The 14791-nt window shown below is 72.4% G+C and carries 10 protein-coding genes and 1 pseudogene; 2 read left to right on the forward strand and 9 right to left on the reverse strand.

Features of this window, described 5'->3' with window-relative positions; all coding sequences use genetic code 11:
- Window positions 1-132: 132 nt before the first annotated feature.
- The 7 genes and pseudogenes from der to K336_RS13490 form a co-directional block, all read right to left on the reverse strand.
- Window positions 133-1485, reverse strand: coding sequence for a ribosome biogenesis GTPase Der (gene der, locus K336_RS0101080; protein ID WP_028706060.1), 1353 nt, complete (start codon window positions 1483-1485; stop codon window positions 133-135).
- 82 nt (window positions 1486-1567) lie between these two features.
- On the reverse strand, window positions 1568-2239 hold the full coding sequence (gene cmk / locus K336_RS0101085) for a (d)CMP kinase (protein WP_028706061.1): 672 nt from the start codon (window positions 2237-2239) through the stop codon (window positions 1568-1570).
- A 428-nt stretch (window positions 2240-2667) separates the two neighbouring features.
- The gene (locus K336_RS0101090) at window positions 2668-3750 is read right to left on the reverse strand and encodes a prephenate dehydrogenase (protein WP_021796312.1); all 1083 of its coding nucleotides are present in this window, start codon (window positions 3748-3750) and stop codon (window positions 2668-2670) included.
- Window positions 3750-4439 carry a proteasome subunit alpha gene (gene prcA, locus K336_RS0101095; protein ID WP_021796303.1) on the reverse strand — a complete coding sequence of 230 codons (690 nt, stop codon included), beginning with the start codon at window positions 4437-4439 and terminating at the stop codon, window positions 3750-3752. Before prcA ends, K336_RS0101090 begins: the two co-directional genes overlap by 1 nt.
- The gene (prcB, locus tag K336_RS0101100; protein ID WP_021796321.1) at window positions 4436-5269 is read right to left on the reverse strand and encodes a proteasome subunit beta; all 834 of its coding nucleotides are present in this window, start codon (window positions 5267-5269) and stop codon (window positions 4436-4438) included. The genes prcA and prcB overlap by 4 nt, the downstream gene beginning before the upstream one ends.
- Before the next feature lie 22 nt (window positions 5270-5291).
- Window positions 5292-6248, reverse strand: a pseudogene (locus K336_RS13485) (tRNA (adenine-N1)-methyltransferase); the annotation flags it as partial.
- Between the two features lie 342 nt (window positions 6249-6590).
- Complete coding sequence (locus K336_RS13490) at window positions 6591-7343, reverse strand: HAD family hydrolase (RefSeq protein WP_021796292.1); 753 nt, start codon at window positions 7341-7343, stop codon at window positions 6591-6593.
- 170 nt (window positions 7344-7513) lie between these two features.
- On the opposite strand from K336_RS13490, the gene K336_RS13495 reads away from it, so the two are divergent.
- Complete coding sequence (locus K336_RS13495; RefSeq protein ID WP_021796289.1) at window positions 7514-8785, forward strand: S49 family peptidase; 1272 nt, start codon at window positions 7514-7516, stop codon at window positions 8783-8785.
- A gap of 54 nt (window positions 8786-8839) precedes the next feature.
- On the opposite strand, the gene metH is transcribed toward K336_RS13495, so the two are convergent.
- Complete coding sequence (metH, locus tag K336_RS0101120; protein ID WP_028706062.1) at window positions 8840-12322, reverse strand: methionine synthase; 3483 nt, start codon at window positions 12320-12322, stop codon at window positions 8840-8842.
- A gap of 157 nt (window positions 12323-12479) precedes the next feature.
- Between metH and K336_RS0101125 the strand changes: the two genes are divergently transcribed.
- On the forward strand, window positions 12480-13307 hold the full coding sequence (locus tag K336_RS0101125; RefSeq protein WP_021798459.1) for a PAC2 family protein: 828 nt from the start codon (window positions 12480-12482) through the stop codon (window positions 13305-13307).
- Window positions 13308-13433: 126 nt separating this feature from the next.
- Here K336_RS0101125 and K336_RS0101130 read toward each other — a convergent pair whose 3' ends face one another.
- Complete coding sequence (locus K336_RS0101130) at window positions 13434-14765, reverse strand: C1 family peptidase (protein WP_021798461.1); 1332 nt, start codon at window positions 14763-14765, stop codon at window positions 13434-13436.
- Window positions 14766-14791 lie beyond the last annotated feature (26 nt).

A 14791-nucleotide genomic window follows, 5' to 3' on the forward strand; every position in this document is an offset into this window, starting at 1 on the left:
GGCCCCGGACGGGCCCATCGTCCGCCCCGATCGTGCGCCGGCCCCGGATCATGTCCGAGGGGCGCCGCAGCCGTGAGGCGGGAGGCGTGGACGAACCCGGCCGGCGGGGCACCACCGGCCGGGCGGGCACGGTCAGCGATCCCTGCGCCCGGCCCTGGCCCGCACCTCGACGTGCACCGGGGAGCCCGCGAAGCCGAACTCCTCGCGCAGGCGGCGCTCGACGAACCGCACGTAGCCGGCGTCCAGCCGGCCCGAGGTGAACAGGACGACAGTGGGCGGGCGGCTCTGCGTCTGAGTGCCGAAGAGGATGCGCGGCTGCTTCCCGCCGCGCACCGGGTGCGGGTTGGCCGCGACGATGCGCCCGAGGAAGGCGTTGAGCCTGCCGGTGGGGATGCGGATCCCCCAGCCCTCCAGCGCGACATCGACGGCCCTGGCAAGGCGCTGCACGCCCCGGCCGGTCAGCGCCGAGATGTTGACGGTGGGCGCCCAGGACCAGGCCCGCAGGTCGCGCTCGATCTCGCGTTCGAGATAGCGCTGGCGCTCCTCGTCGAGCAGGTCCCATTTGTTGAAGACGATGACCGTGCCGCGTCCGGCCTCCTCGACCCCGGAGAGGATCTTGAGGTCCTGCTCGCTGACGGGCTCGGAGGCGTCGATGACGACGACGCAGACCTCGGCCCGCTCGATGGCCGCCTGGGTGCGCAGCCAGGCGTAGTACTCCGAGCCGCTGGCCTCCTTGACACGGCGGCGGATGCCGGCGGTGTCGATGAGGCGGAAGGGCTCGCCCCCGATCTCAACGAGCTCGTCGACGGGGTCGACGGTGGTGCCCGAGACGTCGGAGACGACGGAGCGCTCGGCGCGGGCCAGTTTGTTGAGCAGGGAGCTCTTGCCGACGTTCGGCCTGCCGATGATGGCGACGCGGTGCGGGCCGGACTCCCCGTCCGAGGGGGCCGCGGCGCCACGAGCGGGCAGCACGTCGAGCAGGTGGTCGAGCAGCTCGCCCGAACCGCGTCCGTGAAGGGCCGAGACCGGATGGGGCTCGCCCAGACCGAGGTTCCACATGGCCGCGGCGTCGGCCTCGAACTGGGGGGCGTCGACCTTGTTGGCCGCCAGGACGACGGGCTTGCGGGAGCGGCGCAGGACGCGCACGACGGCCTCGTCCTCGTCGGTGGTGCCGACCGTGGCGTCGACGACGAACAGCACCGCGTCGGCCAACGAGATGGCCATCTCGGCCTGCTCGGCGATCATGGCGGTCATGCCGCGGGCATCGGAGACCCAGCCGCCGGTGTCGACGAGCACGAATTCGCGGCCGGCCCACTCGGCGTCGTAGCTGACGCGGTCGCGGGTGACGCCCGGGATGTCCTGCACGACGGCCTCGCGGCGGCCGAGGATGCGGTTGACGAGGGTCGACTTGCCCACGTTCGGTCGTCCGACGACCGCCACGACCGGGCGGGCGGGCGCTGCTGCTTCGGATGCGGGCTCGGACATGACCCCCAACCTACTGGGTCGGAGAAGCGGTGCGACCCGGCATGCGTGGCATGTCGCCGCTCGCTCCCCCGCCCGGGACCGTTCATCCCAGGGACCCCGGCACCATCGCGATGACCGCTGCGATGACCTCGTCGAGGCCGAGGCGGGTGGTGTCCAGCAGCGTGACGCCCTCGGCCGGGGTCCCGAACCGGCTCACGGTCGAATCCTTGCGGTCTCGGTCGACGATCGACGAGACGACGCGCTCGTGCCCGGCCGCCCCGGCAAGCTCGGCCTCGCGGCGGGCGATGCGCTCCACCGGGTCGGCCACCATGAGCAGGCGCAGCTGGGCGGTCGGCCACACGACCGTTGTGACGTCGCGCCCCTCGGCCACGATGCGGCCCGAGGCCGCGATGATGTTCCGCATCCGGCCGGTGAGCAGCTCGCGGATCGGGATGACGCGGGCCACCGCGCTCACGAGGTCGGCGATGACCGGTTCGCGGATGGCGGCGGTGACGTCGTGCCCGTCGACCGTGACGCGCGGGTCGGTCGGGTCGAGGCCCATGAGCAGCTCGGCGCCCCTGGCGCGCTCCAGCATGGCGTCGGGGCTCGTCATGTCGACGTCGTCGACCATGCAGGCCCAGCTCACCGCCCGGTACATGGCGCCGGTGTCGAGGTAGTCCAGCCCGAGCCTGGCGGCCACTCCCCTGGCGGTCGACGACTTGCCGGCCCCGCTGGGCCCGTCGATGGCGATGACGAGTTCGCGTGCCTGGGCCATGGGATGCACTCCTTGCTCGGTGGTTCCGCCGGCCCCGGTCGGGCGTACCGGCTGGCCCTCAGACTAGAGCCGTGGGCGGCCCGGCGCATGCCGACGGGCGGGCCGGGGCCGAGGCCCGCACCGGTCGGGGCGTCCGCCCCGGGCCTTCACGAGGAATGCGGGCTCGGCGACGCCCCGACGACTCGGTGCGCCGCGTCCCGCACCGTGCCGCGCTCTGCGCATGCCCTCGGCGACGGGCCCGGACGGGGCCGGTGATCGGGGCGAGGCGCTCGGCCCGTCCCGTCGCCTCGTCGGTGGCTGACGGCATGATGTCTCGCCCCTGTCCGCTCGACGGTCCGGGGCGTCCCCATGCGGTGTGTCGAGGTGGTGCGTCGAGCGGCGGCGGGCGGTCCCCCGGTGGGTTGCGGTCGTAGCGGGCCTGCGGCGTCTCACTCCCGCAGCGACCAGCCCTTCGCGTCCATCGTCTCCCGCAGGTCCTGGGCCTGCTCGGCCTCGACGGCGATCGACAGGTAGCCGACCTCGCGGTCCTGGCCGTGCTCGATCGACAGGTCCTCGACGTTGACGCCCTGCCCCATGATGTCGACGAAGAGCCTGGCCAGCGCGCCGGGAGCGTCGGGGATCTCGACGACGACCCGCTCCAGCGCCTTGTCGGACCGGCGCCCGTGCTTGCCGGGCAGCGCGGCCGCGCCGGCCCGGCCGCGGGCGATGAGCTCGCCGACGGTCCTCACGTCGTCCAGCCCGTCGATGACCCGGTCGAGGTCATCGCGGATGGCCCTGAGCTGGGTGGTGATCTCGGCGCGGTTGCCCGTGATGATCTGGCGCCACAGGCCGGGATCGGAGCCCGCGATGCGGGTGACGTCACGCACCCCCTGCCCGGCCAGACGCAGGTCCTCGGGCGGCGCGTCCGCCAGCCGGGCCGCGGTGAGCGAGCTCATGATCTGCGGAACGTGGCTGATCTCGGCGACGGCCCGGTCGTGGTCGGCCGGTGCGAGGCGCACGAGCCGCGCCCCGCAGATGCCGATGAGCTGCTCGACCCGCCGCACGGCCTCCGGCGAGCCGGTGCCGTCGGCGATCACCCAGGTGCGGTCGGCGAACAGACGCGGGCTCGCGGTGAGCGGCCCCGAGAACTCGGAGCCCGCCATCGGGTGCGAGCCGACGTAGCGGCCCAGGTCCGTGCCCATCGCCTCCAGGTCGGCCAGGACCGGCTGCTTGACGCTCGCCACGTCGGTGACGACGGCGTTGCGGTAGTGCGAGAGGGCGCGGGCAACGGTGGGAGCGACGACGGCCGGCGGGACGGCCACGACGACGAGCCGCACGGTGGTGGCCAGCGGAGTCCCGACCGAGCCCGCGCCGATCCCCGCCGCGACGACGGCATGGGAGCGGTAGCGGTCGCGCAGCCGCACGTCGACGCCGGCCCCGGTGAGCGCGCAGCCGATCGAGGCCCCGATGAGGCCCGCACCGATGACGACGGTGGGGCTGAGCTCCGGGGCGTCGGGGTGCTTCGACGCCATCAGGCCTCGTCCCCCACGAGCCCGGCGATGCGCTCCGCGTCCAAGCGCACGAAGGCGCGCCGGCCCAGCCTCGAGCGGTCGAGCAGGGCGACCTCGAGATCGCCGGCGTTCGCCTCGCCCCCGACGCGCAGGGCCGCGACGGCCGAGCGCAGCGCCTCGGCCAGGGAGCCGTCCGCGTCGTGGCGGCCCTCCATGGCCTCGACGACGGGCTCGGCATGGCCGCCCATGACGGCGAAGTCCCGGGCCTGGAGGATCGAGCCGTCGAAGTCGATGACGAACAACCGGTCGCGCCCGGGGGCCTCGCCCACCTCGGCGACGCACAGCTGCACCTCGAAGGGCTTGTCGGCCCCGGAGCTGAAGGACGCGCCGAGCAGCTGGGCGTAGGAGTTGGCCAGGCCGCGGGAGGTCACGTCGGCGCGGTCGTAGGCGTAGCCGCGCAGGTCGGCGTAGCGGATGCCCTGCACGCGCAGCGCCTCGAACTCGTTGTAGCGCCCCACCGCGGCGAAACCGATGCGGTCGTAGATCTCGGAGATCTTGTGGAGGCTGACCGAGGGGTTCTCGGCGACGAGGGCGATCCCGTCGGCGCAGCGCGCAGCGATGACCGAACGGCCTCGGGCGATGCCCTTGCGCGCGAAATCCGCCCGGTCCTGCATCATCTGGTCGGGCGAGACGTAGAACGGCATGCTCATCGGCCGGCCTCCTCTCCTCCGTGCGCGCCGCCGGGCGCGGCCCTGCGCTCGTCGAGCATGGCGGCGGCGAGCTCGCCGATGCGCTCGGGCGTCCACTCGTCGAGGCCGTCCGGGCCGACCGAGGCGATCGTCGGGTAGATGGCGCGCACGACGTCCGGCCCGCCGGTGGCGGAGTCGTCGTCGGCCGCGTCGAACAGGGCCTGGAGGGCGACCGTCGCGGCCTGCTCCCGGTCGAGCCCGGGACGGTGGAGCTTCTTCAGCGAGCCGCGGGCGAACGCCGCGCCGGAGCCGATGCAGGCGAAGGACTCCTCGTCGTAGTGTCCGCCGGTGGCGTCGTATCCGACGATCCGCCCGGCGCCCGTCCGCTCGTCCCAACCGGCGAGCAGCGGGACGACGACGAAGCCCTGCATGGCCAGCCCTAGGTGATCGCGGATCATGCCGCCGAGACGGTTCGCCTTGCCGTCGAAGCTCAAGGGGGCGCCCTCGATCTTCTCGTAGTGGGCGAGCTCGACGCCGAACAGCTTCGCCAGGTCGACGGCGAAACCGGCCGAGCCGGCGATGCCGATGAGGGTGCTCTCGTCGGCGGCGAAGACCTTGCGGATGTCGCGCTGGGCGATCTGGTTGCCCTGGGTGGCGCGCCGGTCGCCCGCCATGAGGACGCCCTCGGCGTGGACGAGCGCGAGCACGGTCGTGCCGCCGGCGGCGAGCTGCTCGCCCCTGCCGGCGTGCGGGAGGGCGTCGGGCCTGGTGCGGGAGACGAGATCGGCGAAGGACTCGTTGGCCCGCGTCCAGAACGACTCCGGATCATGGGGAATGGTGTGAGGGATCATCGCAGCCAGCCTATCGGGCGCGTCAGCGGACGCGGCGGCGCAGCGCCTTGCGGACCGCGGGGGCGATCCGGTCGGAGTCGTCGGCGGCGCGGCGCCTGTTGGCCTCGAGGTGCTCGGCGGCGACGGTGCGCGGGACCGGCCCGTGGTAGTCAGGGCCGTAGGCGCCCGGCGCGGGGCGGCGCTTCCTGACCGGGGCGAGCACGCCGGGGGCCATGCGCCGGCTCACGATGAGGAAGCCGGTGTGGGCGCTCGTGCCGTGGCCGGGCCGGATCGCCAGCCCCTCGGCGTGCCACTCGCGCACCGTGGTCTCGGTGATGGTCGGCTCGGTGAAGCCCCCGTGGTGACGCAGCTGGTCGGCGACGCAGCCCATCTGGGTGGTCGTCGTGACGTAGCAGCACAGCAGACCCCCGGGCACGAGGCGCTCGGCGACGGCGTCGATGCAGTCCCATGGCCTCAGCATGTCGAGGATCGCCCGGTCGACGGGCTCATCGGCGATCGTCTCCACGAGGCCGCCGACGGTGACCGTCCAGCCCGGGTGGGGCCCTCCGAGGAACTCCTCGACGTTGCCGAGCGCCACCTGGGCGAACTCATCACGGCGCTCGTAGGAGTGCAGCGTGCCGGTCGGCCCGATGGCGCGCAGCAGGTACAGGCTCAGGGCCCCCGAACCGACCCCCGACTCCAGCACGCGGGCGCCGGGGAAGACATCGGCCCACAGCACGATCTGCGCCGCGTCCTTCGGGTAGATGACGGCGGCCTCGCGCGGCATCGACACGGTGTACTCGTGGAGCAACGGGCGGAAGACGGTGAACTCCAGGCCGCCGACCGTGCTCACGACGACGCCCTGCGGGCGTCCGATGATGTCGTCGTGGGCCAGGGCGCCCTTCGTGGTGTGGAAGATCCTGCCGGGCTCGAGCAGCAGCGTGTGGCGGTGCCCCCTCATGTCGGCCAGCGTCACCCGCTCGCCCGCATGGAGCGGCCCGCGCCGAACGCCGGACAGTTCTGCTGGATCGATGCTCATGGGCCCCTCCGTGGTTCACCGGTCCCCGCGAACGGGACCGGGTGCCAAGAGTAGTTGGCCTCCCCCGGTCGAGTGAGGGAGCTCCCGGCCCATCCCGCCCCCATCCCGTCGTTCCCGGTTCCCACCTCATTCCCACCTCACCTGTGCGTTCCCACCTCGGACATGGCCCGGGTGGCAACACGAAAGTGGGGTGGGAACGGCAGAGGCGGTGGCGGTGCGGCTTCCCGGGAGGCCTCGGACGACATGATCCGCGGGTCGATGCGACCCCTGGTGAGGGCCACCGGGTGCGGTCCTCGGCGGGCTTCACCGGGCGCGGCCCGTGACGTCCACGGGGGCCGGCTCAGCGAGGTGCTCGTGGACGGCCCGCTCCAGCTCCTCGACGGTCAGGCCCTCCAGCGTGGTGCGGCGCAGCTGACCGGGGGCCGGCGGCAGCGGCACGACCGACGGCACGCCCACGACGAGCGCCCCGGCGCGCCGTCCCGATTCGCACCCGGTCGGCGAGTCCTCGATGACGACGCAGCGGTGCGGGCGGACGTCGAGCATGCGCGCGGCGAGGAGGTAGCCGTCCGGGTCCGGTTTCCCGTGGTCGATCATCGGCCCGGTGACGAGCGCGTCGAATGCGTCGGCGGCCCCGATCACCTCGAGTCCGGCCTCGACGAGGCGGGCCTGGCTGGCCGAGACGACGGCGTTCGGGACGCCGGCGGCGCGCACCCGCTCCAGCAGCTCCAGTACGCCGGGCATGGGCCCGCCGGATGCGCGCAGGCGGCGCACGACGATGCCGGTGACCTCATCGTAGACGCCCCAGGCGGTCAGCGACGGGTCGACGCCGTACTCGACGAGCCTGTCGCGCATCGCACCGCCCGAGGTCGTCCAGGCGGCCCCGGCGTAGCCGCGGGCCTCCTCGGGCGGCCATGGCGCGCCATGGCCGGTCACGTACTCGGTCTCGGCGTCGAACCACATCGGTTCGGTGTTGACCAGGGTGCCGTCGAAGTCCCACAGCACCGCCTCGAGGGCGCGCGGACGGTTCGCATCGGTCGTGTCGGCTGAGTGGGTCACGGAACGCCATTCTTCCAGCCCACGGAACGGCGCTCCTCCGGCCCATCGGCCCGGCCCGGGCGCTGGCCAGACCGCCATCGGTCCGGCTACCCTTCCCATACCCGTCCTGCAAGCGGTCATACGACAAATCGCCATGCCGATCCGGCCGCACCGAACCCGAAGGAGAAGCAGTGAGCGAATCAGACAGCACGCGTCCCGCGCCCGGCCCCGACCGGAGCTCCTCCCCGGACTCGGGCGACGTCTCGGCCCCGTCCGGGGCGGAGCTCGACGACCCGGCCCTCCTGCCGCCGCCCGCGGCCCCGCCGTCGTCCGAGCACCCGGCCCCGCCCGCCCCGTACGCGAAGGAGCCGAGGAGGTCCGGTTTCAAGAAGGGTTTCGGCGCCGGTCTGGGCGCGGCCCTCGGGGTCGGCGTCGTCCTGTGCGCGCTGAGCCTGCTGAGCGCTCTGTCGTTGGTGGTCATGCTCGTCATCATCCGGCCCGGTGAGGCCAACACGAGCGCGAGCACGACGGCGACGACGACCGTCTGGGGCGACGCGGGCGCCTCCCACACGCTGCGCGCCATCGAGGTGAGCGGTGCGATCGAGACGACCGGCGGATCCACGAGCTCGCTGTACACGAGCGCGACCTACGGCTACGACGTGGCCGACGTCATCGACGACCTCGAGGCCGACGACGCCGACGGGTTGCTCCTGCTCATGGACACCCCCGGCGGCACGATCCCCGGAGCCCGCGCCATCGCGCAGGCCGCCGAGCGCTACCGGGATCGCACCGGTCATCCCGTCATCGCCTACGTCACGGGCATGGCGGCCTCCGGAGGCATGTACGCGATGGCCGGGGCCGACCACATCTACGCCGACCAGGGCACGATGATTGGCTCGATCGGCGTCATCATGGGCCCGTTCGCCCACTACAGCGGGGTCACGCAGATCGACAACGGCATCCTCTCGGGCGGCGTGTCGGCCGACTCGATCGAGCAGTTCTACCTGACCCAGGGCACCGGGAAGGACTTCGGCAACGCCTTCCGCGAGATGACCGACGAGGAGCGGGCGGTCTACACGAGCGACATCGCCCGCGAGTACGACGTCTTCGTCCAGTGGGTCGCCGATGAGCGCGGCATCAGCACCGAGACGATCCGCAACGAGCTGGGCGCCTATCTGTACGACGCCCAGACCGCCGTCGACAAGAACCTGGCAGACGCGGTGATGGGGCGCGACGAGGCCTTCCGCCAGGCCGCCACGGATTCGGGCGTCGACCCCGGCGACACGCGGATCATCGCCGACACGACGCCCGGCGCCCTGTCGCGCCTGTTCGGTGCCGACTCCTCACGGATCTTCGGGCACGGCGCCCCGATGACGAACGGTACCGCCACGAGCGAGCTGTGCACCTCGGCGACGACGGTCTTCGCCTGGTCGGCGAACCCGGTGCAGGCGTGCGGCAGTTGAGCCGTACGCCTCCGTCCGGTTCCGTGTGCGTCCGCTGAGGGCGGGCGTCCGCCCTCAGCGGACGGTGAAGTAGTCGGCCTGCGGGTGCGTGAGGATGATCGCATCGGTCGACTGCTCGGGGTGCAGCTGGTTCTCGGCGCTCAGCTCGACACCGATGCGTCCGGGACGCAGCAGCTCGGCGATGACCCGGCGCTGGGCCAGGTCGGGGCAGGCGCCGTAGCCGAGGCTGTAGCGCTCGCCGCGGTAGTCCTGCGAGCGCAGCACGGCGGCGATGTCCTCGTCCTCGGCGGCGATGCCCAGCTCGAGGCGCACCCGGTGGTGCCACAGCTCGGCCAGGGCCTCCGCCAGCTGCACCGACAGGCCGTGCAGCTCCAGGTAGTCTCGGTAGGAGTCCGATTCGAAGAGCTCCCGGGTCGCCAGCGACAGGCGCGAACCCATCGTCACGAGCTGCAGTCCCAGGGTGTCGGGGCCGTGTCGCTCGGCCTCGGCGCGGTCGCGCACGAAGTCCGCCAGGCACAGCCACGGCTCGCGGTTCTGGCGCGGGAATTCGAGGCCGGCGACGACGGCATCGGGCTCGTCGGGACGCTGCGGATCGACGATGTTGATCCGGCCGTCCGCGCTCCAGCAGGGGAAGTAGCCGTAGACGACGCCCGGCACCGCCCACTGCTCGGCTCTGATGCGGTCGAGCCAGGCGCGCAGGTGCGGCGTGCCGTCGCTGGCCACGACCTGCTCGTAGGAGCGGTCGTCGTCGGCGCGCAGGCCCCAGCGGCCTCGGAACAGGGCCCGCTCGTCGAGCCAGGCGGCGATCTCGTCCAGGCCGATGCCCTTGGCCACGCGGGTGCCCCAGAACGGCGGGGTCGGCGGTTCGACGCCGCCGGGCACCGGGCGGGTGACGGCCGAGCGCCGCGGGGCGGGTCCGGGGGCGTCGGCGCGGTCGGGCCGACAGACCGGCACCCGGCGCGCCCGCGGCTCGGGCAGGGCCGCGCCCGGCTCGCCGTTCTTGACGGCCATGACCTTCGCCATGAGCGACAGCCCCTCGAAGGCGTCCTTGGCGTAGCGCACCTGGCCGCTGTACTCGCCGGCCAAGTCGTGCTCGACGAAGCCGCGGGTGAGAGCGGCGCCGCCGAGCAGCACCGGGTACTTCCGGCCGAGGCCGCGCCGGTCGAGCTCGGCGAGGTTGTCGCGCATGACCATCGTCGACTTCACGAGCAGTCCGCTCATGCCGATGGCGTCCGCGCCGTTGGCCTCGGCCGCCTCGATGATCGCGTCGATGGACTGCTTGATGCCGAGGTTCACGACCCGGTACCCGTTGTTCGAGACGATGATGTCGACGAGGTTCTTGCCGATGTCGTGGACGTCGCCCCTGACCGTGGCGAGCACGAGGGTGCCCTTGTCGACGCCGCCGACGGCGTCCATGTGCGGCTCGAGGTGGGCGACAGCCCGCTTCATCGTCTGGGCCGAGGCGAGGACGAAGGGCAGCTGCATGCGGCCCGAACCGAACAGCTCGCCGACCTCCCGCATGCCGCCCAGCAGGTCGTTGTTGATGATGTCGAGCGGGTCGCGGGTCATGAGGGCCTCGTCGAGGTCGGCGTCCAGGCCGTCGGTCTCCCCGTCGACGATGCGCCGGTGCAGCCGCTGCGGTAGGGGCAGGGCGGCGAGTTCGGCCGCCCTGCCGGCCCGCACATCGGCCGCCGAGACGCCCTCGAAGAGCTCGAGCATCCGCGCCAGCGGATCGTAGCCGGGGTGTCTGCGATCGTGGACCAGGTCGAGCGCCACCCGGCGCTGCTCGTCGGGGATGCGGTCCATCGGCATGATCTTCGCGGCGTGGACGATGGCCGAGTCGAGTCCCGCCTCGACGGCCTCGTGGAGGAAGACGGAGTTGAGCACGACCCGGGCCGCCGGGTTGAGGCCGAAGGAGATGTTGGAGACGCCGAGCGTCGTGTGGACGCGCGGGTGGCGCCTCGTGAGCCCGGCGATGGCCTCGAGCGTCTCGATGCCGTCGCGGCGGGTCTCCTCCTGACCCGTGGCGATCGGGAAGGTGAGGCAGTCGACGAGGATGTCGGCCTCGTCCATGCCGTAGTCGCCGGTGAGCTTGGCGATGAGGCGCTCGGCGACCCGCAGCTTCCAGCGCGCGGTGCGGGCCTGGCCCTCCTCGTCGATCGTCAGGGCGACGACGGCGGCCCCGTGCTCGGCCACCAGGGGCATCACCTGGTTGATGCGGGAGTCGGGGCGGTCGCCGTCCTCGAAGTTGACCGAGTTGATGATGGAGCGCCCGGCCAGGTGCTCGAGGCCGGCCCGGACGACCGCCGGCTCGGTCGAGTCGATCATGACGGGCAGTGTCACGTCGGTGGTGAAGCGCGCGGCGAGCGCGGCCATGTCCTGCGCGCCGTCGCGTCCGACGTAGTCGACGCACAGGTCGAGCACGTGGGCGCCCTGGCTGGTCTGGGCACGGGCGATCTCGACGCAGCCGTCGAGGTCGCCGGCGAGCATCCTCTGCCGGAAAGCCTTCGAGCCGTTGGCGTTGGTGCGCTCCCCCACCGCGAGATAGCTGGTCTGCTGGGTCAGCTCGGTGGCCGAGTACAGGCTCGAGACGGCGTTGAGGGGCTCGGGGCTGCGTTCGGCGACGGGGCGGTCGGTGCCGATGGCGCGGCGCAGGGCGGCGATGTGCTCGGGGGTCGTGCCGCAGCAGCCGCCGACGAGGGACAGGCCGAAGTCCTCCGTGTACTCCAGCAGGCTGTCGGCGAGCTCGTCGGGCGTCAGCGGGTAACGGGCTCCGCTCAGCGTGATCTCGGGCATGCCGGCGTTGGGCATCGCCATGAGGGCGCACCGGGCGTGGGAGGCCAGGGCGCGCAGGTGCTCGCGCATCTCGGCGGGACCGGTGGCGCAGTTCATGCCGATCATGTCGATGCCCAGTGGCTCCAGGGCCACCAGGGCGGCGGTGATCTCGCTGCCGACGAGCATCGTGCCCGTGGTCTCGACGGTCACCGAGACGGTGATCGGCAGGTCGACGCCGGCCCGGGCGCAGGCGCGCCGCGCGGCGATGACGGCGGCCCTCGCCTGGAGCAGGTCCTGGCAGGTCTCGAGCCGGATGCCGTCGATGCCCTCGGCGATCATCGCGTCGAGCTGTGTCTCGTAGGCGTTCTCGAGAGTGGTGAAGTCGGTCTGGCCGAGGCTCGGCAGTTTGGTGCCCGGCCCGACCGATGCGCTGACCCAGCGCCGTCCAGGGGCCTCGTCCGCCGCCCGCCGGGCGATGCGCGCGCCCGCCGCGGCGAGTTCGCCGAGGCGTTCCTGGAGGCCGTACTCGGTCAGGTTCGCCCAGTTGCAGCCGAAGGTGTTCGTCGTGATGACGTCGGAGCCCGCGTCCAGGTAGCCGTCGTGGACGGCGCGCACGACGTCGGGGCGGGTGAGGTTGAGCATCTCGTTGCAGCCCTCGGCGCCGTCGAAGTCGGCGGCCGTCAGTTCCCGGCTCTGCAGCATCGTGCCCATGCCGCCGTCCCCGACGAGGACTCTCTCGGCCAGGGCCTCTCGCAGGTTCAACGCATCCACTCGTCCAAGCGTAGGCGGGCGGGGCGGAACGCCCGGCGGGTCGCGCATCTGGTGGACGCGTTCCCGGCGTCTTCCCGGCGTCGTGCGTCGGCGTCGGGGAATCGCCGGCGGACTCTCGTGCCGCCGGCCCGGCCATTACGCTGGTGGCATGGCCGAGCCAGTTGTGTCGCGCAAGCCGCCCGTCGTGATCGCCGCCTTCGAGGGGTGGAACGACGCCGCCGACGCGGCCACCGGTGTCGTCAGGCATCTCGCCGACACCTACCCGACCGAGCCCCGGTACTGCCTCGACTCCGAGGACTACTACGACTTCCAGGCCACCCGACCGCGAGTCGAGCTCGCCGACGGCGAGCCGCGGATCAGCTGGCCGTCGACCGACATCTCGCTGTGTCATCTGCCGCACCGCGACGCGCTGCTCATCGCGGGCCCCGAGCCGAACCTGCGCTGGCGCGCCTACTGCTCGGCCCTCGTCCAGGCCATCCGCCGCGTCGAGCCGGAGCTGGTCGTCATCCTGGGCGCCATGCTCACCGACTCGCCCCACTCGCGCCCCCTGCCGGTCAACGCGTCGTCGAGCCATGAGCGTCTGACGAGCGAGCTGGGCATCGCCCCGAGCGACTACGAGGGCCCCACCGGCGTCGTCGGCGTGCTCGCCGAGGCCTGCGACCGGGGCGGCCTGACGTGCGTGACGCTGTGGGCCTCGGTGCCGCACTACGTCGCCACTCCCCCGAGTCCGAAGGCGACGCTGAGCCTGCTGAACCGGGTCGAGGACCTCATCGACGAGGCGCTCGACCCGGGCGAGATCCCCGAGCTGGCGAAGGCCTGGGAGCGCGGGGTCGACGAGCTGGCCAGCAGCGACCCCGATGTGGCCGAGTACATCAGCGATCTGGAGGAGCAGCAGGACGCCGAGGACCTGCCCGACACGACGGGCGACACCCTGGCCGCCGAGTTCCAGCGCTATCTGCGCCGACGCGGCCAGTAGCGGCGGTTCTGCGCAGGCAGTGGGGGTCCGCCTTCCAGACCCCCGCGCCGACGGTCGCGCGGGGGCCGGTCGGGCACGATGGTGCGGGCCGGTCCGTCCGCAGCGCCCGTGCGGTGGCCCAGTGGGTCAGGCCAGGGCGCCCATCGGGTCCCACAGCGGCAGCACGGCGGGCTCGGTGTCGAGGACGGCGGCGAGTTCGGCCGGCAGCAGTCGGCGCGGCACGGCGACCTCGTAGACGTACTCGGCGAACCAGGAGTCGTTCATCGTCCAGAAGCCCTTGTCGGCCTTCTCGTCGCCCCAGGAGTTCTCGACCCGCCAACGGCGCGGTGCGCCGTCGAGCAGGTCGACGCCGGTGAGCACCATGGCGTGCGTCATGGCGGACTGACCGCTGACCATGCGTTCGGCCTTCGTGGTGGACATGTCGATGCCGTAGACCCCCTCGTAGTCGTGCAGCCGGGCGTCCCAGATGCCCCGTTCCCGGTCGGACTGCGGGACCGTGTCGCAGCCGAACCAGACCGGCTGGCCGTCGCAGATGATCTGGGCGGCGAGCCGCTTGATGACGTCGATCGCGACGTTGAGGTAGCGCACCGGACGTCCGCCGACGACGTTGCCGAGGCGGTCGACGGTGAGCATGCGGTTGTAGCCGCTGCTCGGGCGCGGGTCGTTGACGAGGCAGACGTAGTCGTCGACGTCGACGGTGAGCACTTGGGCGGCGAACTGGGTCGGGGTGAGCTCGCCGCCGCGCACGAAGTTCCCGTCCTTGTCGCGGTACTGCCAGATGAAGCTGGTCGGCGGGGTGCCCAGGTGGATGGACAGGACGCGGTGCACCTGCTCGAGGATCTCTTGGCGGGCCCGCTCGCCGCGGCCCTGTGCGGCGGCCTCGCGGACGACGAGAGCGCCACGGCGCAGGATCTTCTCGAGCTGGGCGTTCATCGAATGGGTGTTCGAACTGGAGAAGGTCTCGGGCATCGCGTACTTGGGCGCGACGCCGTACTTGGTGACGAGGGCGACGAACATGTCCCACTGGCCGCCGTCGCCGATCGGGTCGGCGAGCATCTGGTGCACGGTGCGGTCGTCGAGCGCACGGTCGGCCAGCTCGATCATCGAGGTGAGGAACCAGTTGGCCTTCTCCAGCTTGTCCCAGAAGTGCAGATGGGCCTGGCTGAACTGGAAGTCCGGCTCGAGATCGAGCCGGTCGATGACGCCGCTGCGCAACAGGTTGAGACCGCTGAACAGCCAGCATCGGCCGGACTTCTTCTGGTTGGCTGCGTGCCAACTGTCCACCCGGTTCGAGACGGTGGGGTCGGTCGAGGCGACGACGGACCGGTCGAGACTGAGCGTGTCGACGTCGGTGGTGGCGACGGCGTTCTGGGCGACGCGGGCCGTCGGGTCGGCAGCGAAGCGCTCGGTCAGCGCCGTGATGGTGTCCTGGTCGATGGCTGGGTTCTGCGTGTTCACCGCACCAGGGTAACCACCGTCAGGTG

The sequence above is a fragment of the Propionibacterium acidifaciens DSM 21887 genome (genome assembly GCF_000426605.1).
Classification (GTDB): Bacteria; Actinomycetota; Actinomycetes; order Propionibacteriales; family Propionibacteriaceae; genus Propionibacterium; species Propionibacterium acidifaciens.

Coding starts and splice junctions, on each gene's coding strand:
- prcB (WP_021796321.1), bottom strand. CDS start 5,269: ATGATCCCTCACACCATTCCCCATGATCCGGAGTCGTTCTGGACGCGG.
- K336_RS0101090 (WP_021796312.1), bottom strand. CDS start 3,750: ATGGCGTCGAAGCACCCCGACGCCCCGGAGCTCAGCCCCACCGTCGTC.
- der (WP_028706060.1), bottom strand. CDS start 1,485: ATGTCCGAGCCCGCATCCGAAGCAGCAGCGCCCGCCCGCCCGGTCGTG.
- prcA (WP_021796303.1), bottom strand. CDS start 4,439: ATGAGCATGCCGTTCTACGTCTCGCCCGACCAGATGATGCAGGACCGG.
- cmk (WP_028706061.1), bottom strand. CDS start 2,239: ATGGCCCAGGCACGCGAACTCGTCATCGCCATCGACGGGCCCAGCGGG.
- K336_RS0101125 (WP_021798459.1), top strand. CDS start 12,480: ATGGCCGAGCCAGTTGTGTCGCGCAAGCCGCCCGTCGTGATCGCCGCC.